At 34.3% G+C, this 26,796-nt stretch carries 18 protein-coding genes; 4 read left to right on the forward strand and 14 right to left on the reverse strand.

Features of this window, described 5'->3' with window-relative positions; genetic code table 11:
* Positions 1-336: 336 nt before the first annotated feature.
* Together glmS and QTL86_RS07525 are read right to left on the reverse strand one after the other, a co-directional pair.
* Positions 337-2,166, reverse strand: a complete 1,830-nt coding sequence (glmS, locus tag QTL86_RS07520; RefSeq protein WP_410496898.1) for a glutamine--fructose-6-phosphate transaminase (isomerizing) — start codon at positions 2,164-2,166, stop codon at positions 337-339.
* 352 nt (positions 2,167-2,518) lie between these two features.
* A complete protein-coding gene (locus QTL86_RS07525) occupies positions 2,519-3,124 on the reverse strand; it encodes a hypothetical protein (protein ID WP_410496899.1) in 606 nt (201 codons plus the stop codon).
* A 157-nt stretch (positions 3,125-3,281) separates the two neighbouring features.
* On the opposite strand from QTL86_RS07525, the gene QTL86_RS07530 reads away from it, so the two are divergent.
* The gene (locus tag QTL86_RS07530) at positions 3,282-3,476 is read left to right on the forward strand and encodes a hypothetical protein (RefSeq protein ID WP_127066532.1); all 195 of its coding nucleotides are present in this window, start codon (positions 3,282-3,284) and stop codon (positions 3,474-3,476) included.
* Between the two features lie 31 nt (positions 3,477-3,507).
* On the opposite strand, the gene QTL86_RS07535 is transcribed toward QTL86_RS07530, so the two are convergent.
* The 3 genes from QTL86_RS07535 to QTL86_RS07545 all read right to left on the reverse strand — a co-directional run bounded on the left by QTL86_RS07535 (position 3,508) and on the right by QTL86_RS07545 (position 7,818).
* A complete protein-coding gene (locus tag QTL86_RS07535) occupies positions 3,508-4,812 on the reverse strand; it encodes a transglutaminase domain-containing protein (RefSeq protein ID WP_410496900.1) in 1,305 nt (434 codons plus the stop codon).
* Positions 4,813-4,848: 36 nt separating this feature from the next.
* The gene (locus tag QTL86_RS07540; protein WP_410496901.1) at positions 4,849-6,492 is read right to left on the reverse strand and encodes a SulP family inorganic anion transporter; all 1,644 of its coding nucleotides are present in this window, start codon (positions 6,490-6,492) and stop codon (positions 4,849-4,851) included.
* A gap of 159 nt (positions 6,493-6,651) precedes the next feature.
* Positions 6,652-7,818 (reverse strand): ATP-binding protein, encoded by a 1,167-nt coding sequence (locus tag QTL86_RS07545; protein ID WP_410496902.1) that lies wholly within the window; start codon positions 7,816-7,818, stop codon positions 6,652-6,654.
* Positions 7,819-7,958: 140 nt separating this feature from the next.
* On the opposite strand from QTL86_RS07545, the gene QTL86_RS07550 reads away from it, so the two are divergent.
* Positions 7,959-9,122 carry an aminotransferase class I/II-fold pyridoxal phosphate-dependent enzyme gene (locus tag QTL86_RS07550; RefSeq protein WP_410496903.1) on the forward strand — a complete coding sequence of 388 codons (1,164 nt, stop codon included), beginning with the start codon at positions 7,959-7,961 and terminating at the stop codon, positions 9,120-9,122.
* A gap of 165 nt (positions 9,123-9,287) precedes the next feature.
* On the opposite strand, the gene QTL86_RS07555 is transcribed toward QTL86_RS07550, so the two are convergent.
* The 5 genes from QTL86_RS07555 to nifJ all read right to left on the reverse strand — a co-directional run bounded on the left by QTL86_RS07555 (position 9,288) and on the right by nifJ (position 20,266).
* On the reverse strand, positions 9,288-10,697 hold the full coding sequence (locus QTL86_RS07555) for a L,D-transpeptidase (RefSeq protein ID WP_410496904.1): 1,410 nt from the start codon (positions 10,695-10,697) through the stop codon (positions 9,288-9,290).
* Between the two features lie 27 nt (positions 10,698-10,724).
* On the reverse strand, positions 10,725-13,643 hold the full coding sequence (locus QTL86_RS07560; RefSeq protein WP_410496905.1) for an insulinase family protein: 2,919 nt from the start codon (positions 13,641-13,643) through the stop codon (positions 10,725-10,727).
* A 17-nt stretch (positions 13,644-13,660) separates the two neighbouring features.
* Positions 13,661-14,662, reverse strand: a complete 1,002-nt coding sequence (locus tag QTL86_RS07565; protein ID WP_410496906.1) for a hypothetical protein — start codon at positions 14,660-14,662, stop codon at positions 13,661-13,663.
* Positions 14,663-14,846: 184 nt separating this feature from the next.
* The gene (locus QTL86_RS07570) at positions 14,847-16,235 is read right to left on the reverse strand and encodes a hypothetical protein (protein ID WP_410496907.1); all 1,389 of its coding nucleotides are present in this window, start codon (positions 16,233-16,235) and stop codon (positions 14,847-14,849) included.
* Positions 16,236-16,726: 491 nt separating this feature from the next.
* A complete protein-coding gene (nifJ, locus tag QTL86_RS07575) occupies positions 16,727-20,266 on the reverse strand; it encodes a pyruvate:ferredoxin (flavodoxin) oxidoreductase (RefSeq protein WP_410496908.1) in 3,540 nt (1,179 codons plus the stop codon).
* A gap of 297 nt (positions 20,267-20,563) precedes the next feature.
* Between nifJ and QTL86_RS07580 the strand changes: the two genes are divergently transcribed.
* Both QTL86_RS07580 and QTL86_RS07585 read left to right on the forward strand, forming a co-directional pair.
* Positions 20,564-21,772: an FprA family A-type flavoprotein gene (locus QTL86_RS07580; protein ID WP_410496909.1), complete on the forward strand. Its 1,209-nt coding sequence runs from the start codon at positions 20,564-20,566 to the stop codon at positions 21,770-21,772.
* Between the two features lie 204 nt (positions 21,773-21,976).
* Positions 21,977-22,399 carry a bacteriohemerythrin gene (locus QTL86_RS07585; RefSeq protein ID WP_127066521.1) on the forward strand — a complete coding sequence of 141 codons (423 nt, stop codon included), beginning with the start codon at positions 21,977-21,979 and terminating at the stop codon, positions 22,397-22,399.
* A gap of 44 nt (positions 22,400-22,443) precedes the next feature.
* Here QTL86_RS07585 and QTL86_RS07590 read toward each other — a convergent pair whose 3' ends face one another.
* The 4 genes from QTL86_RS07590 to QTL86_RS07605 form a co-directional block, all read right to left on the reverse strand.
* On the reverse strand, positions 22,444-23,088 hold the full coding sequence (locus QTL86_RS07590; RefSeq protein ID WP_127066520.1) for a DUF488 family protein: 645 nt from the start codon (positions 23,086-23,088) through the stop codon (positions 22,444-22,446).
* Positions 23,089-23,133: 45 nt separating this feature from the next.
* Positions 23,134-23,304 (reverse strand): hypothetical protein, encoded by a 171-nt coding sequence (locus tag QTL86_RS07595; RefSeq protein ID WP_190283317.1) that lies wholly within the window; start codon positions 23,302-23,304, stop codon positions 23,134-23,136.
* Between the two features lie 157 nt (positions 23,305-23,461).
* On the reverse strand, positions 23,462-25,636 hold the full coding sequence (locus QTL86_RS07600; protein ID WP_410496910.1) for a hypothetical protein: 2,175 nt from the start codon (positions 25,634-25,636) through the stop codon (positions 23,462-23,464).
* Positions 25,633-26,742, reverse strand: coding sequence for a vWA domain-containing protein (locus QTL86_RS07605; RefSeq protein ID WP_410496911.1), 1,110 nt, complete (start codon positions 26,740-26,742; stop codon positions 25,633-25,635). Before QTL86_RS07605 ends, QTL86_RS07600 begins: the two co-directional genes overlap by 4 nt.
* Positions 26,743-26,796: the final 54 nt, after the last annotated feature.

The raw sequence follows: 26,796 nt of genomic DNA on the forward strand, positions 1-26,796 counted from the left end.
AGTCTTAGCCGGTGCACCCTTGTGATGAGGAAGCTAAGGCTTTAAGACTCTGGTTTTAAACTTTATTTTTGGTACTACTTCGTGTGTAAAGCCTAATTAAACAACTTATCATTTAAGCGTCTCCCTTTACAGCGCATCAGTGAACATTTTCCTTAAGTCCAGAGGTACCTATAACAATAGATTGAGACTTGGCTGACCCGGTCAGTTCCTCAGATTAAAGCTGTGGTGATTCTGCTTTGGAAAGTTATTTGTTTTATCTTTACACTATTGTATATGTGATCAAAAAGATGATTCCCTAATAAAGTTTTAAAGAATAAAGCTACTGAGTTTCATTCACTATTCTACTGTAACCGATTTTGCAAGATTACGTGGTTTATCAACATCATTGCCTCTAGCAATAGATACATAATAAGAAATAAGCTGAGTAGGAATAACAGATAATACTGGCATTAATAAATCATCAGCTCCTGGGATATAAATGACATCATCAGCCACTTTAGCTACTTCTGTATTTCCTTTTCTAGTAATGGCAATAACAAAAGCCCCTCTTGCTTTAACTTCTTTGATATTAGAAATCATTTTTTCTTCCAACGCTTCTTGTGTCACAATACAAAGTACTGGTGTACCTTGATCAATTAACGCAATAGGACCATGTTTCAATTCTCCAGCTGCAAAAGCTTCTGTGTAAATATAAGAAATCTCTTTTAATTTAAGAGCTGCTTCTCTAGCTGTTGTATAATCAACTCCTCTACCAAGGTAAAAGGCATTTTGTGCATCTTTCATGTCCATAGCTATTTTTTCAATTTCATCTTTGTCTGCTAAAATCTCTTGAACAAGCGGTGCTAAAGCTTCAATCTTTTTAATCGTTTCATGATAAGCCTCTAAAGTAATCGTTCCTTTTTTATAAGCAAAATCTAAAGCAATCATATAAAAAGCAATCATCTGTGCTGTATACGCTTTAGTAGATGCTACAGCAATTTCTGGACCTGCCCATGTATAAAATACATCATGAGCCTCTCTAGCTACTGATGAGCCAACCACGTTAGTAATTGCAAGTACTCTTGCACCCTTTGCTTTAGCAAGTTTCATAGCTGCTAATGTATCTGCTGTTTCGCCTGATTGAGAAACAACAATAAGCATTGTGTGTTCATCAATAAATGGATCGCTATATCTGAATTCTGAAGCAATGTCTACTTCAACAGGTACTTTAGCTAATTTTTCAATTGCATATTTCCCTACAAGGCCTGCATGATAAGCTGTACCACATGCCACAATATACATTTTAGTAATACCATCTAAATCTTCTTTTGTAAGTTTGATATCATCTAAATGAATCATACCATTTTCATCAAGTCTTCTCATTAGTGTATCATGAATAGCTTGTGGTTGGTCATAAATTTCTTTCATCATAAAATGGTCAAAACCACCTTTAGAAGCTGCTTCAATATCCCATTCTACAACTTTAAGTTCTTTATCAACAACCTTTTGCTCCCCATCTAAAATAGTTAACTTGCCATCCTTAACATAAACCACTTCATCGTTTTCTAAATAATAAACATTTCTAGTATATTTTAAGATAGCTGGTACATCAGAGGCAATAAAATATTCACCTTCACCCACGCCAACAATTAATGGACTTTCTTTTCTTACGGCTACTAATTCACCTGGGTGATTGGCTGATACAACCCCAAGAGCATAAGCACCTCTAAATTGCTCTACTGCTTTATAAACAGCTGTTAATAAATCTCCTTCATAGAATTTATCAATTAAGTGAACTGCTACTTCTGTATCTGTTTCTGATTTGAAAACATATCCTTCTGCTATAAGCATCTCACGAAGTTCCATATAATTTTCAATGATTCCATTATGAACAACAGCAATAGTCTCTGCTGCATTTAAATGAGGATGAGAATTTAAGTCTGATGGTGCCCCGTGTGTAGCCCATCTTGTATGGCCTATTCCTACAGTTCCCTCTACTGGCTTCTTAGCAAGAATGGCTTCTAACCCACTTAATCTTCCTTGTTTTTTAGCCCAACTAATTTTGTCATCACCATTTACAACTGCAACTCCTGCTGAATCATAACCTCTGTATTCTAGTTTTTCTAATCCGTCAATAATAACGTCTGATGCTTGTTTTGAACCGATATAACCTACAATTCCGCACATAACAAATAAACCTCCTTGATATTTAAAATAAAATCAGGGAAATTCACGATAAACCCTTTGTCCTAAAAATCACTTTTTAGTTTTGTTGGCTTATTTAGGGTGTGAACCCTCTAGAGCATCCGCCGAATTTTCGATCACTCTAGTCCTCGTCAACTTAACATTTTTCACGTAACTGTCAAGTTCTGGCGCTTTTTATTTTCTATTTCCCTTCGCCTATTATACCATAATATTATATGAATGCTAGCCTAAATTATAAAGTTGTCTTTTTATATAATATTTTTATTATTTTATTCATTCAATAAAACTGTTGATTAACATCTAATCAACAGTTTTATTGAGCACTATGAATTGATTATTTACTTTTTGGAAGCCAATTTTTAATAGTTTGTTTAATAGCCGCTTTAAGTTGTTTTGCTTGTTCACAAGTAAGTTGTTTGTTTTTAACAGCTTGATCTACTACTCTATTATATTCTTTAATCACACATTTTTTGAATTTGCGTGTAGAAATCTTCTCAGCTTTTAAAACATCCTCTAACTTCTTACCTTCCTTAATATATGAAGTAAGTTTAGCTTCATCTACACCAAGCCCAGCTAAAGTATTTGCAATTACTTTAAAATTATCTAACATAAAAGGTTTAGCTTTTTGATCTGGTGTTGGTTTAGTACATGGTGCTGGTTTTGTACATGGTCCTGGTTTTGTAGAAGGTACCATCGTTGGTGCTGGTTTTGTAGTCGGTGCCATCGTTGGTGCTGGTTTTGTAGTTGGTGCCATCGTTGGTGCTGGTTTTGTAGTTGGTGCTACTGTTGGCACTGGTTTTGCACTTGGTGATGCTATTGGTGATGCTATTGGTGATGGACTAGGAGCTGGTACATTTCTATTTACTGAACCGAAAGTTGTACTTGCTAACACACTTATCATTAAGGCAATGGTAAGTCCTTGCCATTTTTGTTTATTCATCATGAACCTCCTAATTTTAAAATGTTAGTAATAGCATATGGAAATTCACATTTTCTATACTGTCAATATAAGGTAGTTATCTTTTATTTATGCATATTTCTAGAAAAATTGGACATAGTAATTTTAATCTTAAAATCACTTAAAAGAGGTGAATGCTATGATTAAACATTTATTATGTACGAATTGTGGTTATGATATGGTAGGTGCTGAGTACCTTTCTAATACAGTAGATTCTTCCTTATGCAATGATGGTCCTATGTATAGTAATAGCACCCTACTTGACCTCAATGTAAAGCCTTATCATCAAATTGTTTGCCCTTACTGTCATACTACTGGTCAGTGGAGTAATTAAAAAAACATCCCATTATGGGATGTTTTTTTAATTACTCTTCTTTTAAATAATAAATCATTACACAATCATACTTTTCTTCACTATAACAACTATAACTTTCATCTAATACTTCATATAGCTGCTCAGCTACTTCTTCCTCATCCCAATGCCACTGACTTTGTTTTTGCAAAATAAGTGTACCATTTCCTTTTTGCTGACTTTTAACCTTTTCAATGCCAGCTTCTAGTTCATTCGGTGATGCTACTTTTGTTACCTGACTCACACTAACAGGACTATTAGGAAATGTATAGGTTAGCGTAACAGCTTTGGGATACTGACTTTTATCCCAAACGTGATCTTGTGCCATATAAGTATCTTGTTCATTAATATAGTCATATAAGCCCAATGTTTCAAAATGTTGATCTGCCCAAGTACTATCTACATGATAATAGGCCCCTTGGATTTTAATTAAATTCCACGCATGCCCTACACTTTCTCCTAAACTATCTGTAGAAGTTCCTGTTATTAATTGTGCAGGTACCCCAACCATATTCATCAAATGCATAAACGTTTTGGCATAGCCATCACATACAATCCTTTTCTCTCCTATAAAAGCACCTTGTAAGGTATGTGTCATAGATGTCGCATTAATACTAGCATCTTCATGAAGTGAATAAGTTACTTGATTCATTAGCCCCATAAGCAAAGCCTGCTCTATTTCGTAATCCTTCATATAAGGCTTAACTAATGTATTCACCATATTAGCCATACCACTTAATGCTTGTGTGTCATATTTCTTCAAGGTATTGGTAACTTGAAGAGGATATTTAAAGTTGACCTGTGCACTCAGATTTCCTTTACTATCTTGAGAAAGCTTACCATAATAATTTTGTATCATGAGCATGGGGTAGGTATCCGTTACCTTTTGAATATGCTTGGACAAAATAGCTTCTACTTGGTCCATACTCGTTTGGTATTTAAAGTTAATAGTTACTGATTTTTGATAGTTTTCTAAACAGCTTTTGATGGCCTCATTTAAATCACTTTCTTTTGTAATAGTCCAGTTACTTTTCGTCTGGCTTTTTATTTTAAAAGTTTCTACTCTAAGTCCTGTAGCTTCGTATACACTTAAATAATAAGTTCCTGGTTTAGTGATTTTAGTTCCTGAAACAACAGGCACAGCTAGGCTACCATCTCTGCTTAATAACGCTTTATCTCCCGAAAATTGAATGGTATAGCTTTTACCATCGCAGGGTACAGACGTCATTAGATTGGTTTGTGCATATAGACCTGTACATAGCCATAAACTTACTAGTAAACTAAGCAATACCCCTTTTACATATTGTTTTTTCCCCATATCTCCCCTCTTTTCCTTAATAAAACTGAATGATATCTAACTTGCAAGCTGTTCTTTTTCAATAGCCATAATACTTTGTTCTACACTCCAGAAGAAATTTTCTTCCCCAACAGTTTCCATTAATCCACTTCGTTCCATTAAATGTTTTACCTTAGGTTGTAAGCCTGAAAATAATATGGTTGTCCCTTGCGCTTTGAAGCTTTCATTTAACTCACTAAAAAGTTGTGTACCAGTAGCATCTAAAAGAGGAACTCCCCTCATAGAAAAAATAATATATTCTAAATCAGTTAATTGACTGATTTCTGCTTTAATTTTTTCTGTGGTTGTAAAGAAGACCGGCCCTGTTAAATAAACGACCTTTGTTTTTTCGTGATCATGTTCAATATGTAAGCCATTAGATGCAAGTCTTGCAGGGTCAATATCACTTAAATTAATTTCAATGCCCGAAATATTTACTACAAAGAATAAAATAGAGAATATAACACCTAATAAAATGGCTAAGGTTAAATCAAAAATAACAGTTGCTAACATAGTAATACAAAACTGTGCAATAGCTGTTTTTAGTTTTTTACTAAAGATAAAGCGAATACTCTCCCATTCATTCATTCGCCACGCCGTCACCATCAACACCCCAGCCAAAGCTGATAAAGGAATCTGTGACATAACACCTCCTAATAAAAACATAGATGCTAATAAACCTACTGCATGGAAAATCCCTGTTAATCTTGTTTGTGCACCTGACTTAATAGCAACACTGGTACGTGCAATAGCTGCTGTCGAAGGTACTCCCCCGAAAAAAGGAATAATCATATTACCTATGCCTTGTGCCACTAATTCACGATCTGCATTAAGTTTTTCATCTTTCATTCGTCCTGCAGATGCCCCACATAATAAACTTTCAATCATTCCTAGTGCTGCAATACTAATAGATGAACTAAAAAGTAAATTGATTTTCTCCATGGATAAATCAGACAAACTTAAACGTGTTGCTGGTAGCAAGGTTTTAGGAATATCTCCTACCATAGCAACATCCTTCTTTAAAATCATACTAATTACTAAAGCTATAATGATACCTACTAATGAAGAAGGTACCTTCGCATTCCATTTTTTAGGCCAAACCAGCATAATAACTATAACAAGCGTTCCTAAGGCTACTGCATACCAATTAGGCTGAAAACCTAATGTACCATAAGAAAGGAGCTTTTCAATATTAGTACTTCCTTGAGAAGTCACACCAAAAAAGTTATCAATCTGTCCAAGAGCAATAATAATAGCAATTCCTGAAGTAAATCCTGTGATAACTGGACTTGGAATAAGTGAAACTAGTTTACCAATCTTTAACAGACCTGCAATAAGTAAAATAATACCTGCTAATAAAGTAGCAATAAATACCCCTTCCATCTGATATTTAGCTACAAGCCCTATTAAGATAGCAGTCATAGCCCCTGTAGGCCCTGATATTTGATAGGAAGCTCCTGATAAAGCACTCATTAAAAATCCTGATAAAATAGCTGTAATAAGCCCTGCTGCCGCATCTGCGCCACTACTCACCCCAAAAGCTAACGCTAACGGCAAGGCAACGGCTGTTACTGTTAGACCAGCCAAAGCATCTTGTGATAATTTTTTGCCGTTATAATCTTTAAATTCTTTTTTGAGGTCAACGATATACTGCTTAAACATTTTTTTCCCACCTTATTTCCCATTCTATTATATTTTAATAAACGTTTTTAGTATACCTTGTTAAATTCATATTTTCTACATTTTTATATATTTGTATTAAAAATTCATTACATTTATCTAATAAAATATCATTTATCTTTAGAATTATGTTTAAAAAGACTATAGTAAAGATTGAATGAATTGCTTAGCAACTCGCCCTGAGCGCCCACCATGAGCTAATTCCCATTGAATAGCTTTTTCTCTAAGCCTATTAGCATCTATGTCTACTCCATATTGCGCAGCTAAAGCTGTTACAATTTCCAAATAAGCATTCTGAGCAGGTGAGGTAAAAGTTAGACTTAATCCAAAGCGATCGGATAAGGATAGTTTCTCTTGTCTCGTATCTGTAATATGAATATCTTGGCCTTGTCGCTCCTCCCAAGTTTCTCTAATCAAATGTCTTCTATTAGAAGTAGCATAAATAAGCACATTATTAGGCTTAACTTCCACACCTCCTTCTATAAGAGCCTTCATATATTTATATTCGGTTTCAAACTCTTCAAAAGATAAATCATCCAAAAAAATAATATAGTGAAGCCCTCTATTTCTTAGAAGTGGCAAAATACGATTAAAATACATAAAATCTGCTTTTGAAAGATCAATGATTCTAAGCCCTTGATCATAATAAGCATTCAGCAAAGCTTTTACCATAGATGATTTACCTGTGCCACTATCTCCAAATAAAAGTGCATTATTAGCAGGTTTTCCTTGTAAGAAGTTTTCTGTATTTTTAATAAGTGCTTCTTTTTGATAGTTACATCCAATTAATTCTTTCAGCGTAATAGGATCACACTCACTAATCCCAATAAGGCCTTTATCTTGTTGCCACTTAAAGGCCTTGTAGCGGTTCATATTACCACATCCATATTGTTTATAATACGCTATAAGGGTATGTAAAAATGACTCAGGGCTTGGCTCTTTTTCCAAAGCTTCGTAAAGTTTATAGTAGGACTCAGTCTTCTCTTGTTTTTTTACACTTAATGTTATGACTTGGCTATGAAAAAGCTGAATAAGAGTTGTTAAGTCTTTAAGAACTAATGCTTTAAGATTATCATCCATCCCTTCTCCCTCTTTTTCCGCTGTTAGTGAAAATGCATTTTCATCATTCGCCACTAAAAAACAGAGATACATTTTAAAAAGATCTTGGCCTAGCTTTAAATGGTAGCTTTGCTCTAAAAGCTCTCCTAAAATCTTTTGATAAAGTACCTCATCTTTTTCTTCTTGCAAGGTTTGAGCTCCTTTTAAGATAGCTACTTCATTAAGTCGTCTATAAAATATGAACTGCATGCTGCTTGCCTCCTAAGTAAGATTATTTTATTACAAGCTATTATAGTACAAAATTTATACATTGACTATTTTTAAATTTCATAATTATAATAAATGATGTATACAATATCATTTATTTTCAACTTAAAGGAGGCTTACCCATGATTGCAGACAAAATGCAGCAGCTTTCCTCCGCTATTTTTTCGGAGCTTAATGAACAAAAAAAAGCCCTTATGAAGGCAGGGCGTTCAATGATTGATTTTAGTATCGGTACACCTGATTCACCTCCCTCAGATCGTGTCATGAAACTTCTTTCTGAGGCGACTGGAGATCCTCTTAACTACCGTTATGCTATTTCTGATACTCAAGAGCTTATTGATGCCGTGTGTCATTGGTATCATCAGCGCTATCAAGTTACTTTGGAAACAGATGAAGTCATTTCTTTATTAGGTTCTCAAAGCGGCTTTACTGAACTAGCCCTTTGTTTAATTAATCCTGGTGACATCGTCCTCGTGCCTAGTCCAAGTTATCCGATTTTTACAATTGGCCCTCATTTAGCAGGTGCGCTCTTACATAAAATGCCACTTTTAAAAGAAAACGATTACCTTATTGACTTCGAAGCTATTCCAAAGGATGTAGCCATAGCTGCTAAACTGATGATTGTTTCATATCCTAATAACCCTACAGCAGCTACAGCTAACCCTGAATTTTATAAAGCATTAGTTGCTTTTGCTAAACGCTATAACATTATGGTTCTTCATGATAATGCCTATAGTGAACTTTTATTTGATGGTCAAAGAGGTGAAAGCTTTCTTAGTATCCCTGGTGCTAAAGAGGTGGGTATCGAATTTAATTCGCTTTCTAAAACCTATAGTATTCCAGGCTGTCGCACAGCTTTTGCTGTAGGTAACAAAGAAATGGTCAATGCTTTAAAAACACTTAAATCACATGTTGACTACGGCATGTTTTTACCTTTCCAAAAAGTTGCTGTCTCTCTTTTAACAGGACCTCAAGATGAAGTCAAATTCATTCATGATTTATATGAAACAAGAGGCCAGTTTTTAATCCAAGGTTTAAAAGAAATCGGTTGGAATATCCCTTTACCTAAAGGTAGTATGTTTGTATGGGCCCCCATTCCTAGCCATTATACTTCTTCTATGAACTTTACACAGGATTTAATGCATCAAGCCGGTGTAGTTGTTGTCCCTGGCATTAGCTTCGGCGAAGAAGGTGAAGGCTATGTGCGCATTGCCTTAGTTCAAAATGAAGAAGCTATGGCCAAAGCTATTAAGCAAATACAAGCAAGCGGTATTTTAAATACCTAGGCAACCCTTGTAAAAATTAAAACGGCTATAAAGTATCAATTGACTATTTACGAACAAAACCATGCATTCCTAGACACTGATTCTAGCGGTATGCATGGTTTTTCTTAATACAGATCTTTGGTGATCACTGATGTCTTAAATTCTTCTTCAGATTACATGAATTGACTAGCGAATCCATACGGTACTCCCTACCGGAATATGCTGATAAAGCCATGCACTATCTTCTTCTGATAAACGAATACAACCATGAGAAGCCTTCTGGCCTAACTCATATTGTCCACTTTTAATATATTTCCCAGTTTTATCAAACAAAATTGAGTGAAACATATAATCTCTATAAAAAACCAAAGCATTTTTACAACGGTAGCCTTTATCCATTCCAATAAAGGGAATTGTATATTGTACTTCATAAAGGCCCTGTGGCGTTGGATTAATATTTTTACCGGTAGAGCAAACAAAAGTTTTCTCTAAATGCCATATTCCTTCTTGCTTCTTTAAGACATGCGTACGCTGACGATAGATATCCGTCCATAATAAATAAGATGTCTTGCTTTCTAACTGATTTAATGTTACAAAATCTTCTATATCAGCCGCACTTGGCTTAGAGCTTAAAGTTCCCCAGTCTCCATCAATATGAATACTATTATAAGGTACTTGAAACTTCTTACCTTTTTTATCCTTGACCACAAAATAGCTTCTTTTTTCTGCTCGCCATAATTCTATATGAGACTTTGCTTCTAAACTACCTATTGTGTATTTCATCATTGCTCTGATGGTATACCGAGGAAAAAGTTGATTTAAAGCTTCGCTTCTAACAACTGCTGTATAATGCATAAAAAAAGAAGTATCCTTTTGACCAAAAGTATCTGCTATATCTAATAGCTCTTCATTAACACAGGTCAATAAAGTCGTCACATAAGTAAGCCCTTTTCCATTTGGTTCTTCTAATAATCTACTTTCTCCAGGTTCAAAGAGCACTTCCCTTTTTGGTAGTTCTATAAAAGCCTTACCATTCCAAAATAAACTCACCCAAGAAATACGCATGACATGATTACTGCTATTTTTAATAGTTGTTTCTGTCATTTCAATAAGGTTATCATCACTTAAATTGATTTTTTCTCTTGCTTCATAAGCACCTTCATGAGGCTTAATCATCCAAAGTCCTTTTAAAGCTGCTACTGGAATAAGTAGTTCTTCTCTTGTTTTAAGGGCATAGCTCCTTATATTGCCACAGTAAACTGGAGTGTCATTCATATAAGCTAGAGCATCTTTTAAATTTACGGCAAGCTTATATGTCCCTCTTTCTTTAGTTTCTTGTAAGTAAGTAATACCTTCTATTTCCTTAATGCTTATACCGGCCTGCTGTAGGTAGCTTAATGGAATATAGTCATCGTGACGTACCTTAACAATAGGATAAAGGTGCTGTTCTATAATAAGATAACGTTCTGCTTCTTCTACAACCCCTATTAAAACGGTTTCGTAATGCCTCTGACAACTTATAGGTTTACTCCCTAATAAAAAAACACTGCTTAAAATGAAGATTACTGTTAAACTGATTGATTTTACTCTTTTCATAGTATCCTCCTCAGCTTTAGCATATCCCTAAATCGTAAAATGTATAACCTCAAATATATTTTTACATTTGGTGATTGTTTCTTTGTTACCTATTACACAATAATGATTGTGACTACTCATAGCTTTAAATAATTGACTTGCTTTTTGTAAACTTTCAGGTGTTGTATTTAATATTTCATCATAAATTTGCTGACGCTCTTTCGGGCCCGTATGAGTTATAAGATAGTGGCAAAGCCTCTCGCTTCTTCTCTCCATACTAATAGGTGCTAACATTGTTCCTAGAGTGCTCACTATATAACGTTCTAGCAAATCTGGTTCTATTTCAAGCTGTTCTAAATACATTCCAATACCTTCATAAACCTCTAAGGTCTTTTTTAAATGGGGGTCACAGTATGAAGAAATTGCTAGATAACCCTCCTCACTTAAAAATATTTCACAGCCGTATGCACCGCCTTGTAAACGTACCCGATCCCATAAATACGTATTCTCTAAAATATTGGAAATCACCTCTAAACTGCCATCATACCTATAACCTTGCTTCTTAAAGTCAAACCCCGCCGCAATAGCTTGTACTTCTTGTCCTACACAAAATGCTTCTTTAGTCTCCTGCACCTTAAATGTATACGTATAGTCTACTCCCTTTTCTCCAGGCAAATGGGTTATAAGTGATCTTATAGTATAAAGAACCTTTTGCTTTTGATGCTTCCCTATTGTCATAGCAAGGCGCACATTAGATTTTCTAATAACCTTTTCAAGTACTGATTTTAAAGCTTTACTCAGTTGTTCAAACTGTTCTTCAAAATGCTCGTAAAGTGGCTTGATAAAATGATAAAAAGCCAAACCAGATACCTGGTCTTCATAGCTTCCTTCTTCTGAAAAATACGTATAAAGCCTCTGCATACTACGGTATTCTGGTGCTCCTATATAGCTTCTTTCCATTTCATACACCATATGACCTAATGCTTCTTTTATTTTAGCCTTTTCTTTAAAGTTGGTATTCAAAAACAAATCTGTCATTAAGGCTTCAAATGCACCTAGTGCTTCTGTTAATACCTTGCAGCTTACTTTAAAAATAGGACTATAGCCATCTTCATTGAATAAATGATACGCATGAATAGCACTATGTATGCCCCCAGTATGAGTATTGATCGTATTTTCAATTGCCACATAATCCTTTGTTTCGGTTCCCACATAAGTAAATAAGTGAGCTAAAATACCTAAATAAGGTAAATCTTCCTGCGGAACACCTCTAGCATTAAAAAGAAAATGAATATATGCAATATCCTTGGTGTCTGCTTCTTCTATTAACACCTCGCAACCTTCTAGAGTTAATTGCTCTAGTTTGGGTACTTTTAAAAGCTTTGGCATCTGTCTTTTTGTCAAATGAGGTAAAAGACCTAAGCCCTCCTTAGTATTTTCTATTAACTGCTCATTTTTAAGACGTTTGTTATCTTGAATAAGTTTTTGAAACTGTGCCTTTGTCATAGCTGACTTTGCTACTTCAAGTATTTTTATCTTTTGTTCTTCATTAGCTCTCCCTAAGGCTTCACTAGGAATCAATGTCATACAAAGACTATGAGGATTATTTAAGAGATACTTTTCAATCAAAGTTTCAAAATAGCCCTCATGCCTCAACTCGTTGAGTTTTTCAAAAGCTTTTTCATAATATAAAGGTTCAAAAGTCCCTTGTCCATAAAAGCAACTGCTTAATACCATTTCACTATATTGAATTCCTATAGGTTCATAGCTAGCATCTACTTCTTTTAACTCAAAAGCTAATGTTTGTAAACTTGCTTCTATTAAATCTTTAGGAATGCCTTCTTTGACTAATGTGCGAAGCACTCGAAATACACTGCTTTCAAACTGCATTCCTGCTTCTTCTTCACAGCCCTTTAATGTAATCGTAAAGACAGGTTGCTTTCTAGAAGTATCATAACCACCGTCACTTAAACTAACACCCAACTCTTCCTCTATCACTAAGGTTTTTAAAAGAGGAGAAGCTGCACTTCTAAGTAACATATGTTCTAAAACTTCAAAGCTTAAACGAAGATCCTGATCACTAGAATCTCCTATAACAAAACTCAAACAGATTAAAGTCTCTGCTTCTTCCTCTACTTCAACTGGATAATAAGCAGTACGTCGTTGTAAAGCTTTAAAAGGCTCCTGACAAGGTAGTATGGCTTTATAATCTCCTTTGGGTACTTGTTGTAAACCATTTTCATTTAAATAGTGAAGTTGATCCTTGAGATTACCATCTCCATAGAGGATAATGATACAATTACTTCCCTGATAATATTTTTGATGAAAAGCTAAAAAAGCTTCTTCTGTTAAATTGGGAATAGCTTCTGGTAATCCTCCTGAATCATATCGATATGGTGTATCTGGAAATAAAGCCTTTTGTTTTTGGTTCTCTAAATGGGTAATAGCCTCAGCATATTCTCCTTCCATTTCATGGTAAACTACACCGCTATAGCTTAAATTGCCATCTTCTTCTACATGATAATGCCAGCCTTCTTGCTTAAAGTATTCACTTTTCTCATAAATAAGCGGATGAAATACTAAATCTAGATAGACTTTAGCAACTCCCATTAAATCTTCTTCATGAGGACTTGCTGCATAATAAATGGTCATATCAGGATACGTACACGCATTCATAGTTGTGCAAATAGAGCCTTGTCCTAAAGCTACAAAAGTTTCTTTTAACGGGTAATGTTTTGAAGCACAACAGACAGCATGTTCTACAATATGTGCGGCTCCCGTCTCATCCATCGGTAAAGTTTGAAAACCCATTGCAAATACTTGATGAGGGTCTTCGTTCTTTAAGCTAACAACACGAACCCCACTTTTTTCATGCTCAAATACCCTACCTATTCCTCCTATTTCTGAAATTGTTTGTTCTTCTATTAAACGAAAGCCACTCATGCTTTCTCCTATTTTTAATTGCATACACATCCCTTTCCTAATCACTTTACCCAAAACCCTAAAAGTGCCGGTGCTGCAGAACCATTAGGTAACATATAGTCTAACTGTTTTGTTTCTCCCTTCTTCAGTTTACCAATTTCAATACACTCTTTTTTTCTCTTAAATGAGTGAGAACGCTCTACTAAATGTAAACTTCCATCGTCCCATCTCACTACACCTTGAAAAATGCCACCTCTCGGACATAAAATAACCGTTGTATCAGCCTTGGCTGTTATTCGAATATGCTCCATTATACCATAATTTCCTTCATTAAGTGCATTTTCTCCTGTAAGTTCATCTATACCTTTAACCCAATCTTTAGGAGTTCCTAATAAGTGGTAATAATATCCTATTTCTGCTGGAACATCCATGGTATAAGTACGTTCTAATATATTAAAACTCCCTCTGGGTGCCAAATCTTTTTCTAAAATCTTCAAGTTAGTTGCTTCTTTCTCTGACTCGTTTGATATAGCTTTATAAGTAACAGTCATAAGTCCTGTTGCTTCTACATCCATCATTCCCGAAAGCAAACTCCCTTTTGTCCATAGCTTTCCTTCTGAATCATAAAGTATCCATTTTCCCTCTGGTTGAAGATAATAAAGCTCATCACTTACTGAATTAAAGTAATCTCTAAGTAATGTTTGTCCTGTTTTGAGAAACCGATAAGATGGTCCATCTACAACAGCTTTCCTAATACGTAATAACTGGGGAGTCTTTTCTTGATTTACAATTTCTATGACTAATCGCAAATTCTTTTCTTCGCTTTCATTGACATGATGATAAAGCAATCTGCCTTTACCCCAGAGTTCACCTTGATATAAAACACCAACTTCTTTAACATCTTCTGGGGAATTGCTCATCAAAAGAACACCACTTTCTTCCTCAAGCCTTTGCTTTTCTAAAAGTATATAATGTGCATAGGTTTTAAGAGGTTGTGCCAAATAGGGTTTAATGAGTAGAAACATAGCCACACATAAAATAAAACCTTTTTTTAAATGCTGCATATCTGCCTCCTTTCAGTTTTAGGATATGCTACCCTTTATGGTTTTACTCTTATAGCTTTTTCCAGTCTCTTATCTTCTAAAAAATAGTACCCTTATTATATTTTCAACAAAGAATATCTTATGAACTATTAACAAAAAAGGGGATTGCACAACATTTCTTGTTATACAATCCCCTCTTTCTTGGTTATGCTTTAACCATGTGTCTCATTTTTTCAATAGTTAAGGCTGGTTGATGACTATGAAGGATATGATGACAATTATGACAAATAGGCACTAAATCCTCTATTGGATGTGTATTGGGTAAGATCTCTTCATGTGACTCATCTTTAATATTGTGTACTTCTATAGCTATTTCATAAGCTTCTCCATAAGTATATCCATAGTCAAAACCACAAATATCACAAATAGCTCCATAATAACTAATGCATTCTGCTTTGATTTGTTCTTTTGTAAGCTGTTTTGTTTTATCCTCTTCCATTTCTTTTTCATCTTCTTTTATGATGGCTATTGGTGTAGTAGCTTGTGGTAATTCTTCTTTTGGTGTATTCATTTTACTTTTCTGTGTTAAGTTTTCTTGGGTTACCGGCGGTTCACTTTTTGCTTTAGGCATCATAATGGCTTCAAATAAGCGGTCAAAATCTGATAAATCATTATCTTCTTCTAGTTTCTCTGGCACTTTCAATGCTTTTTCTTTTATATCTAGTAAACTTTTATGTGTATGAACGGTTAGCTGCTCTACTTGAAATTTACCTTCTTCTATCATTTGTTTGATCGCCATTCTTAAATCACTTCTTAAACTCCATTCAAAGCAACTATTATCCTTTACACCACCTACAAATAAAATATGCCACCATAAAGGTTTGCCCTCTATACTTATTGGTGCTTCTATTTTTAAATAAGCTTTAATCCGCTTAGCCATAGCAGCTACTACCTCATTATAAGGATATGTTGCTAAATAGCCTTCTTCTTTTGAAAGTTCTTCCGGTGTCACAGCATCTCCCATCAAATAGATTCTAAGCAATAAATCTAGATTTTTTTGAGAAATCAACTGAGTATTTTGTAGTACCTCTTCCCACATGGCTTGTGTAATAGCTATGCCTTCTGAATAAAGCATATAAGGCGACTCTATGGTTTCTCCAGGATTTTCCTCCTTATTTTCCTCTGCTAGAGTGGTCAATATCCCGTTCTTAGTGAATAATGGCTCTTCTTCATAAAATGTTATCGGTTCTTCTTTTACTTCTTCTTCAATCTTATTAGGTGCATAGCTATATTCCTCTAATTTTCTATCGCAATATTTAACAATCTCCTCCATAAACAGCTGACGATAGCGATTATTGGTAATAAGTGCTTCTACACTTAAGTCTAACCTTTCATTCTCCCAAAGTACCGCAAAATCCTGTACATTATTTTCAGTCGTAATATATTTGACTGCTGCTTCATAACCACCATATTTATTAATAAGGTCCATCAAACGAGGTGACTTATATCTCAGTTCTTTTGTCATACGCTTATAAAGTGCAATCATTTCTTGATGAAATGCTTTTTTAAGTTGTTCACTGTCTAATTGTGCCATGTCATTACCTCTACTTTTAGTTGTCTATTTATAAGATAAAGTGGGACATTAAAATGACACTGTAAAGTGCCAGTGTCATTTTAATAGAATATCCTATTTTTATAAAAATATAAGCCTTTCTTATCATCCGTTATACATCTACTTTTTACGAGTAGTAGTTCTTTATCTCTTCCCATTTGTTCAGTAAATTGATTATATCACACTTTACAACACAACTCTAGTTCTAACCATATGTTTAAATTCAATTGCTTTTCTATGTTCAATATTGGATTCAATAATTAAATAAAAAATTATATATTATTTATAATACTATATATCACATTTGCCCCATCAAGAATTGCTCAGAGAAAGAAACTTTTATCTGCACTAAAAATAGCTTATTTACTCAAGATTATCTTAGCCTATTTGATTTTTTTAAAACTCATAGAAATAACTAAAAAACAAAAGGTGTTAATAGCATCATGCTACTAACACCTTTTGTTTTCTCATTATTAAAATTCTTGCGCTGCAAGACGTTTGTAACTTGCTAAACGGTCTTTTGCTTGTTTTTCTGCCATTTCGAATAGTTCTTCTGCTTGTTCTGGGTATTGTTTCTTAATTGCTGAATAACGTACTTGTCCCATAATAAAATCTCTGAAGCTTTCTGTTGGTTCTTTTGAATCCAAGGTAAATGGATTTTTACCCTGTTCCTCAAGAAGTGGATTATAGCGATATAAATGCCAGTAACCTGATTTAACAGCATCTCCCATGTGTGAAATAGATTTACCCATACCAGCTTTTAAACCATGGCTAATACATGTTGCATAAGCAATGATAATAGATGGTCCTTCATAAGCTTCAGCTTCAAGCATAGCTTTAACTAATTGATTTTTATCTGCACCCATTGCTACTTGTGCTACATATACATTACCATAAGCCATCATCATACGGCCAAGATCTTTTTTACGTGTGCGTTTACCAGCTGCTGCAAATTTCGCCATTGCTGCCATTGGCGTAGATTTAGAAGATTGACCACCTGTATTTGAGTAAATTTCTGTATCAAATACCAAGACATTAATATTCTCACCTGATGCAAGAACATGATCTAACCCACCATAACCAATGTCATAAGCCCATCCATCACCACCAATGATCCATTGTGAGCGTTTTACAAGATAATCTCTTCTTTCTTCCACTTGTTTAAGTGCTTCTTTTGCATCTTCTAAAGTAATCACATCATTATCAAGAATAGCTTCGATTTCACGGCTATATACCTTTGAAAGTTCACCATTTTCTTTGTTTTCAAGCCAGTTGTTAATACTTTCTTTTGCTTTTTCATCGATTGGAAGTGCTATAATTTCTCTTAAGCGCTCTGCAATACGATCTCTCATTTGGTTAACTGCAAGCATCATACCAAGTCCATATTCAGCATTATCTTCAAAAAGTGAATTTGCCCAAGCTGGACCTTTACCTTCATGATTTGTTGTATAAGGTGTGCTAGGTGCAGACCCACCCCAAATGGATGAACATCCTGTTGCATTTGCAATCATCATGCGATCTCCGAAAAGTTGTGTTAAAAGTTTCATATAAGGTGTTTCACCACAACCTGCACATGCACCTGAAAATTCCATAAGTGGTGTTTTAAATTGGCTGTCTTTTACTGTTGTTCCTTTTACAAGGTCTCCCTTATAAGCCACTTTATCTGAAACAGCAAATTCCCAATTTGGAATTTCTTTTTCTACTTGTGTAGCAAGTGGTTTCATAACGAGAGATTTAACTTTTGTAGGGCAAATATCTACACAGTTACCGCATCCTGTACAGTCCATAGTACTTACTTGCATTCTAAATACAAGTCCTTCAAGACCTTTACCTACTGCTTTTTTAGCTTCAAATCCTTCTGGTGCATCTTTCATTTCGTCTTCTGATACAAGTACTGGACGAATACATGCATGTGGACACACAAAACTACATTGATTACATTGAATACATGTATCAATATTCCATTCTGGTACATCAATTCCTACACCACGTTTTTCATAAGCAGCAGTACCTGCTGGGAAAGTACCATCTTCATAGCCATTAAAAGCACTTACTGGAAGATGATCTCCCTCTTGACGATTAATAGGTTCTACAATGTTTTTAATGAAATCTGGCTTATTATTTTCTACCACTTCTTCATCTACAACATTTTCCCATTCTGCTGGTACATCAATTTTAACAAGTGATGTGAAACCTGCTTCTACTGCCTTATAATTCATTTCTACAACATCTTGTCCTTTTTTACCATATGTTTTCTCTATAGATTGTTTAAGGTAAGAAATAGCATCTTCTTCTGAAATGATATGAGCAAGTTTGAAGAATGCGGCTTGCATAATCATGTTAACACGTTTACCAAGGCCAATGCTTGCTGCAATACCTACAGCATCAATTGTATAGAAATTAATTTTATTTTTTGCAATATAACGTTTCATTTTAGCTGGTAATTTTGTTTCAAGTTCTTCTGCTGACCATAAGCAGTTAAGTACAAAGTTACCACCTTTTTTAAGACCTTTTAGAAGATCATATTCATTTACATAAGCTTGTTGTGAACAAGCAATGTAATCTGCTTCATCAATTAAATAGGTTGAACGAATAGGCTCATTTCCAAATCGTAAGTGTGACATAGTAATTCCACCAGATTTTTTAGAGTCATATGCAAAATACGCTTGTACGTATTTGTTAGTATGTTCACCAATAATCTTTACAGCTTGCTTATTAGCACCTACAGTACCATCTGAACCAAGTCCCCAGAACTTACATCTTACTGTACCTTCTGTTGAAATTCTAAGTTCATCATTTATTGGAATAGAAGTAAATGTAACATCGTCATTAATACCTACTGTAAATTGGCTCTTTGTATCAGCAACTTTTAAATGCTCAAATACTGCTTTAATATCAGTTGGCGTAACGTCTTTTGAACCTAGTCCATAACGTCCACCAATAATTTCTGGTGCATTATCTACATCATAAAAAGCAGAACGTACATCTAAGTAAAGTGGCTCACCAATTGAACCTGGTTCCTTTGTACGATCAAGAACAGCTATCTTTTTCACTGTTTTTGGCATTGCTGCTAAGAAATGTTTTTCTGAGAATGGACGGAATAAATGTACCTTGATTAATCCATATTTTTCTCCTTGTGCATTAAGAGCATCAATTGTTTCTTCAATTGTTTCTGTCACAGAACCAATTGCAACTACTACATACGCTGCGTCTTCTGCACCATAATAATTAAATAATCCATAATTTCTTCCTGTAAGACTATTCATTTTTTGCATATATTCTTCTACAATTGGAATAATATTATTATAAAATTTATTTGAAGCTTCTCTTGTTTGGAAATAGATATCTGAATTTTGAGCTGTTCCTCTTGTTACCGGATGATTAGGTGAAAGTGCTCTTGATCTAAACTCAGCTAATGCTTCTTGATCTAGTAATGCTGCATAGTCACTATATTCCAATACTTCTACTTTTTGAATTTCATGAGATGTTCTAAAACCATCAAAGAAATGAACAAAAGGAAGTCTACCTTTAATAGCAGCAAGATGTGCCACTGGTGCAAGGTCTGCTACTTCTTGTACAGAACCAGAAGCAAGCATTACGCAACCACTTTGTCTGGCTGCCATAACATCTTGATGGTCACCAAAAATAGATAAAGCTTGTGCTGCAAGTGCACGCGCGCTTACATGAAATACTCCTGGTAAAAGTTCACCTGCTACTTTATACATATTTGGAATCATTAGAAGAAGTCCTTGTGAAGCTGTAAAAGTAGTTGTTAAAGCTCCTGCTTGCAGTGAACCATGGAAAGTTCCTGCTGCACCTGCTTCTGATTGCATTTCTACAACCTTAACTTTTTGTCCAAAAATATTTTTTCTATTTTGTGCCGCCCAATCATCTACTACTTCTGCCATAGTAGATGAAGGTGTAATTGGATAAATAGCTGCTACATCTGTAAAAGCATAAGCAACATGAGCTGCTGCAGTATTACCATCTATTGTCATTAATTGTTTTGCCATAAGATGACCTTCTTTCTTTAATAATATAATGTATACTTATAAAATAAATTAATATTTTTATCTTAAAGCGATTAAAGATTTTTTGCTTCTTTATCCTTCGCCTTATCCAAGTAATAATAATTATTATCTGAAATATATTATATACTTTTTTCTCAGATTTTCCAGTATTTTTTTTAGTACAATCCATTTTCTGTGATTTTCTTGACAACCCATGCATTTATTCTATAATAATTATTATCAAATGAAATTATTTTAAATTAATACACAATGTATATTATTTGTAGAGGAGTTGTTTACATGTCCGATATATTAAATGTAACACCAGATTTTTATTGGGTAGGGGCTCTTGATCCAACCCTTCGTACTTTCGATATTGTAATGGAAACTGAATTTGGTACTACCTATAATGCTTATCTTTTAAAAGGTAGTGAAGGTATTGCCCTCTTTGAAACTGTTAAAGACAAGTGTTTTGATAAGTACCTTGAAAAACTAAAAAAAATAGTGGCTCTTGAGGATATTAAGTATATAATTGTAGATCACACAGAACCTGATCATGCTGGGAGTGTAGCTAAATTACTTCCTTATACACCAAATGCTACTGTTGTAGGTAGTGCTTTAGCTATTAGGTTTATGAGCCAAATCATCAATGCTCCTTTTAAAAGCCTTGTTGTTAAAGATGGAGAAACTCTTTCTTTAGGAAATAAAACTATTCGCTTTTTAAGTGTTCCTCAACTTCATTGGCCTGATACGATGTACTCTTATATAGAAGAAGATGGCCTTTTAATTACCTGTGACTCTTTTGGAGCCCATTACTCTGATGAACGTATTTTTAAAAATGCTTTAGAGACTGATCGTGAAGCTGACTATGAGTCTGCTTATAAATATTATTTTGATATGATTATGGGACCTTTTAAACCCTTTGTTTTAAAGGCCTTAGATAAAATTAAAGATTTGTCTATCAAATTTATTTGCCCTGGTCATGGTATGATTCTAGATGAAACTAATATGCAAAAATACTTAGATTTCTATAAAACTTGGAGTACACCAAAAGCACTTTCACCTAAGATTGTTGTAGCTTATGTATCTGCCTACGGTTATACAAAAGAAATGGCTGAAACCATTTGCAAAGGTATTGATGCTAGTGATTATACAGGAGAAGTTGTTCTTCTCAACTTAGAAACAGATAGCCTTGCTGATGCGATGGCACATATTGAGACCGCTGAAGGACTTCTTTTAGGTTCTCCTACTATTTTAGCAGATGCACTTCCTCCTATTTGGAATGTACTTACTTCTCTTAACCCAGTAGTTCATAGACACTTAACTGTTGGAACATTTGGTTCTTATGGCTGGAGTGGTGAAGCACTTCCTCATATACAAGAACGCTTTAAACAGCTAAAATGTCGTATACCTCTTCAACCGTTAGCTTGCGTTTTTAAACTAGGTGAGACTAATTTACAAGAGGCTTTTAATTTTGGTAAAGATTTTGCTACAACGCTTGTTAAATAACTTTATAATGATTAGGACAAATAAAAGGGTAACCCATATGGATTACCCTTTTATTTGTCCTAATCATCTACTTATATTTCTATCTTAACTTGATGTCTTAACTCAAATACAATCTCAGTACCTTTTCGTAAAATTATTTATTTTCCCTTTGCCCTTATGCTATACTTAAAGTATACATAAAATATATTTTCCAGGAGGTGCTGTATGTTTGATTTTAACTTTAACTGGGATGGCCGTCTGGCACTGGGAATTGAACAAATAGATAGTCAACATCAAGTTTTTTTTCAAATAGGTCGACATATAGAGCAATTATTACTTATTCAATGTATAGGTGTTACCGAGCAAGAATTAATGAATATTTTATATGATCTCAGAGAATATGTTACTTATCATTTTTATGATGAGGAGACTTTTATGAAAACAATTCATTATCCTCATATCATGCAACATATAGCTGAACATGAATCCTTTAAAAACTATATTAATAGTATCGATTATACTGCCTTTTGTGCTTCTCCTTATAAAGAATTAACACATCTTAGAAATGCTATTGTTGAATGGGTTTTTGAACATATAGTTAAGCAAGATAAAGATATAGAAGCCTATTATCAGCAACTATCAAGTTAATATTAAAAGGAGGGATTAATTTCTATTAATCCCTCCTTTTAATATTACATTTTCTTTTTAGGTGAATCATATGATTCTTTCAACACTCGTTTTGAATTAACTTCTACTATTTGATTACTTTGTAATTCATAAGCTGCATTAATCAACTCTGTTTTATGGGGTCTATTAAATAAATTTAATTGGGGATGATTGGGAAAATATTTTTCTAATAATTCTTCCTCTAAATCACCTTGCGTTTGTAAGTGACCATCATGTAAAATGTGGTACATCTTATAGCCTCTAAAGGCTAGAGCTCTTCCTACTAAGGTACTTCTATGGCAATCACTAGGTGCTTTTTCCGCACACATAAAAGCAATCTGATAGCCAGCCTCAATCCCTCTTATAATGGTTTCTATTCCTTCTTGAAAGCTAGGAAGTTCTGCTATCTTCACGAAATCCAGATAACCTGCTTGATTTAAAAGTCGGCTACTAGGTCTAATAATGCCAAAGGCTTCTTGCATTTGACGATACAAAATATTTTCTGTATTAAGAAAATGCTTAATTGGTTCTTTATTAAATTGTGGGTGAAAATTAGAATAAGCCATTGTTCTTACGTCAATGACGCAATTGATGTGATACTTTTTAATTAAAGCTAAAAAGCTTTCTTGAGTATGATGCGCATAACCTATAGTATAAGCACATTTTTCCATCTGTTGTCTCCTTTATCTAGCTCACGTTCTAGCCATTACTACCCATTATGCAGATAAATAATCCTTTTTTAAAGATGTTGCTGGTTTTAAAATCTGTGGGTTATAGTTTTGAATAATACTTCCTCTTAGTTGATTCTTGTCATATAACATGGTTACATAAATACTTCTTTCTCCACCTCGTGCACGATAGTAGCACATTGTTTCTCCTGCCTTCATATATTCTCCTCCACTTCGTATATCTCATTTGATTTATCCTTATTATACACAATATCGAACATATGTTCTAGTCTTTTTTTGTACTACTATTCAACAAAAATTTCTTTTTGTTGGCTATCTTTTTTGTTAATTATTAACTAGTTTATTGAGCTTAGTTTTAATGATGAGTTACCATCAGAATATACCTTTCTTCTTTAATAAATAAGTCTTGTATTTGTACTGTAGAAACATGCATACACTCTCCTACTACAGTATTGCCTTCAGCTAATGGAGTAGCTTGCCTTTTAGGTTTTATAACTGTATGTTCCCAGTTAAAAATAGGTTTATTCATTAAAGTACTACCTATTCTTATCAATTGCACAGCATTATTTAGTAGCTGCTTCTTTTGTTTCAACTCACTTAGTGATTCTTGAAGTTGTTTGATTTGTTTAGCTGTGGGCTTTAAATGATCTAAGTGGTAATCCTCTATGATTTCATCCTCTAATTTCTTTTTTGGAAACTTTTCAATTTTCCACTCCACTACTTCGGCTTTATAATAAGAAACTGGTAAGCTGTAATCTAGTCCTTGTTGCTTTGTTTCGAATAAGCCTTTTTCATTAATATGAAAACGCTCGTAAAGCTTAAGTTGCTTTTTGGTAAGTGGCTGCATAGGTTGAAAAATATTTTTTAAATATTTCCTGATGTAACTCTCCCTAAGCTTTAATATCTCTAATTCATAAAGATACCCGGCTACTTGTTCTGCTGTTATTTGCTCTATGATCCTAGCATTTACTACTTTCAGCTTCTCTAATTGAAGTTTGTGGAATACTTTCTTATCTTGCTTAAATGCCACCTTAATAACACCTTGTTTTCTTAACTGAGCTCTCACTTTTCTAGATAACTCAGTGATGAGATATTTAGTATTCAGATTACCATTCACTATAATATTATATTCCCTGTAAACAGCAGCATCTAACTTTAAGTGGGTTTTAAGTTCCTCTACTTGCCCATTTATCTTCACTTGTACCCCTATGTTAAGTTTTTTGCTTCCAATATAGACTTTTTCTATTTCTCCATACCCCAAAGTAGGCTTTATAAAAGCATATGCTAGTTCTTCCTTCCTATAAGCCGGCCCAATCCTTTCGTAAGGATAACTATAATCCCAAAATAGCTTAGATTCTGCATCATTTAAAATGATAGAAAGTATCTCTAGTAAACACAATGGTTCTTCTCTCTTTAAAGTTTGCCTATCTATGATTTGTTTACCTTCTTTATAACGCTTTTGTGGTTTCTCTGCTAGCTGAATCAATTCTTTGAAGAAGCTCCCTTTTTCTCTAGTGCTATATATACTACATACTTTTTTATAAGTAGCTATATCTCCTGTTTCAGCAATAACTTCCTCTGCTGTTTCAATATCGCCTTCTTTTACTAGATATGCCCCAAATTGATACAGGTAATACGGTATAACTTGACTCAAAGTTTCTTGCTTTTTAACTTTTACTTTTGTATCAAGTAACTGTAAAGGTTCATCGTAGGTAACTAAAAGATTGATTCCCTTTTCACTTAAGCCTTGGATACTTCCTGCAGTTGTATAGTAATGACGTGTCTCACATAAAAAAGAAGTTTTATTTTGAACATTTATTTTGTCTTTAGAAATAGCCTCTACTCTTGCAATTAATAAAGCCATGGCGCCTTCATAATCTGCTATTTGCTCCACATGCAGCAATTCGCTACTACTACTATCTTGAATCAGTGATTTTAAGAACTGGCTATCATAATACGTACCTAATGCAATTAGATTTACAGAAATTTCATCTTCGTAACAACGCCTACATAATTGCATGCAGGTCTCTACTTCTCCTGCTTCCCCTATAGGCGAAGAAGAAAAACCATCCGTAAATAAAGTGATATGCTGTGCATCACAATGCTCTTTTAACCTCTTAGTCAATTCTAGGGCTACTTCTAATGATTGAGAAAGTGGCCCTTGACAAGTCAACTGAGTTGCTTCTTCGATTAGTTGATCTATTTCTGCCATTTTATAAGATGCATGATCACATCTTATACTACTTAAAACACGCACTAGTCCTTCATGTTTTTTATAAGCCAGTAGTGAAACATAATGCTTTCCTCTTTTGCACAGCACATCTAAAGTCTTTATTAAACATTTTTTTAGTTGCTCTTTTTCCTCTTCTTGATTGCCTTGAAAATCTATTATAAGAATATGATGATGAATAGCTGCTGACAATGGCCTTTTACTGGCAACTTCATAAAAAAAACACTCTTTCTGGGTTTCATTGGTAAAAGGAAGTACTGCTTTTCCTTTGTAGGTTATTTGAAATGGAAATGATTTCATAGCCCTACCTCCCCTCCTTTATCCCAGTCTTCTACTTCATAAAGTAAAGAGGTGTTAGCCATTAATTTTCTATTATATGATGTTGATTGAATAAACACTTTATATCTGTCTAAATGTACAGCTTTTAAAGTTTCATTATGTCCCTTTTCTTTAATCTGACTACTTAATCCTAAAATATCTCTCACTTGTGAGCCATTAAAAATTTTTCCTGTTTCTCTTTCTACTAATAGGATTTCTTTTTGCCTGCCTACTTTTTCACTTTTTGTTAATTCATAAAATCCTCTTCCCACTCTAAAACTAGCACCTTGTTCTAAAATAAACGCTTTAATACTCATTTCTTCATCTACAAAAAGCTCTTGAAAACGTCCTTCTGGAACAGGAATAAGAGCATCATTGCTTTGATATTCAGTTAATGTTTCGTTTTGCAGTTTAGCAATACAATTTTTCAGATTATAGTTCAGCTTACCTTTTTCTTTAAGTTGTTCTTCAAAAAGCTTCAACTGTGCTTCTCCTTCTTGCTGATAACAAATCGCCATAAGAAGTGATGTCACATTAGCAAACTGATCTAAAGTCAAATAAAAGCCCCCTGTTTGATATGCTATTTCCTCATAAAAGGCTCTTGAATGCTTACGAATTCCTGGCATTGCATGAACACCATAAACATGAATACCTGCTTCTAGAAGAAGTCCCAATTCATTTCTCCAATTAATCTTTTGCTTATTTTGTTTTTCATTTGGACCATGCGGTACATCATCGCCAATAATAATAAGTGCTTTCCCGCGGCCGGACTCCCAACTTAATGATGTACGTGCCTCACGTAGTACAAGCTCATAGCATTCTGGTGCATCTCCTCCGTAAGTAGGTGCTACTTGAGTTACAAAGTTTTTTATCTTCTCTTCATCCTTAGAAAAATCTAGCATTTGAACCGTATAAGGATTACCTTCGTCACAATAATCCCCATGGGCAATGATAGCTATTCTTAGATCTGGAATATCTTTAAAAAGTTGCCCCACCATCTCTCCTATGTAACGTCTTACCTGCGTTAAGCAAGGATACATAGAACCTGTTGTATCAAAGCTTATACATACATCAATACTATCACTCATATTAAGCCTCCTCTAAAAACTTACGCTTAATATGTTTATATTCACTTTCTAGAC

Origin of the sequence: Cellulosilyticum sp. ST5, from assembly GCF_046529625.1 — a bacterium.
In the GTDB taxonomy this organism is placed as follows: domain Bacteria; phylum Bacillota; class Clostridia; order Lachnospirales; family Cellulosilyticaceae; genus Cellulosilyticum; species Cellulosilyticum lentocellum.

Excerpts from the sequence above, each read along its gene's own strand:
- glmS (WP_410496898.1), bottom strand. The coding sequence starts at position 2,166 with ATGTGCGGAATTGTAGGTTATATCGGTTCAAAACAAGCATCAGACGTT.
- QTL86_RS07525 (WP_410496899.1), bottom strand. The coding sequence starts at position 3,124 with ATGAATAAACAAAAATGGCAAGGACTTACCATTGCCTTAATGATAAGT.
- QTL86_RS07530 (WP_127066532.1), top strand. The coding sequence starts at position 3,282 with ATGATTAAACATTTATTATGTACGAATTGTGGTTATGATATGGTAGGT.
- QTL86_RS07535 (WP_410496900.1), bottom strand. The coding sequence starts at position 4,812 with ATGGGGAAAAAACAATATGTAAAAGGGGTATTGCTTAGTTTACTAGTA.
- QTL86_RS07540 (WP_410496901.1), bottom strand. The coding sequence starts at position 6,492 with ATGTTTAAGCAGTATATCGTTGACCTCAAAAAAGAATTTAAAGATTAT.
- QTL86_RS07545 (WP_410496902.1), bottom strand. The coding sequence starts at position 7,818 with ATGCAGTTCATATTTTATAGACGACTTAATGAAGTAGCTATCTTAAAA.
- QTL86_RS07550 (WP_410496903.1), top strand. The coding sequence starts at position 7,959 with ATGATTGCAGACAAAATGCAGCAGCTTTCCTCCGCTATTTTTTCGGAG.
- QTL86_RS07555 (WP_410496904.1), bottom strand. The coding sequence starts at position 10,697 with ATGAAAAGAGTAAAATCAATCAGTTTAACAGTAATCTTCATTTTAAGC.
- QTL86_RS07560 (WP_410496905.1), bottom strand. The coding sequence starts at position 13,643 with ATGCAATTAAAAATAGGAGAAAGCATGAGTGGCTTTCGTTTAATAGAA.
- QTL86_RS07565 (WP_410496906.1), bottom strand. The coding sequence starts at position 14,662 with ATGCAGCATTTAAAAAAAGGTTTTATTTTATGTGTGGCTATGTTTCTA.
- QTL86_RS07570 (WP_410496907.1), bottom strand. The coding sequence starts at position 16,235 with ATGGCACAATTAGACAGTGAACAACTTAAAAAAGCATTTCATCAAGAA.
- nifJ (WP_410496908.1), bottom strand. The coding sequence starts at position 20,266 with ATGGCAAAACAATTAATGACAATAGATGGTAATACTGCAGCAGCTCAT.
- QTL86_RS07580 (WP_410496909.1), top strand. The coding sequence starts at position 20,564 with ATGTCCGATATATTAAATGTAACACCAGATTTTTATTGGGTAGGGGCT.
- QTL86_RS07585 (WP_127066521.1), top strand. The coding sequence starts at position 21,977 with ATGTTTGATTTTAACTTTAACTGGGATGGCCGTCTGGCACTGGGAATT.
- QTL86_RS07590 (WP_127066520.1), bottom strand. The coding sequence starts at position 23,088 with ATGGAAAAATGTGCTTATACTATAGGTTATGCGCATCATACTCAAGAA.
- QTL86_RS07595 (WP_190283317.1), bottom strand. The coding sequence starts at position 23,304 with ATGAAGGCAGGAGAAACAATGTGCTACTATCGTGCACGAGGTGGAGAA.
- QTL86_RS07600 (WP_410496910.1), bottom strand. The coding sequence starts at position 25,636 with ATGAAATCATTTCCATTTCAAATAACCTACAAAGGAAAAGCAGTACTT.
- QTL86_RS07605 (WP_410496911.1), bottom strand. The coding sequence starts at position 26,742 with ATGAGTGATAGTATTGATGTATGTATAAGCTTTGATACAACAGGTTCT.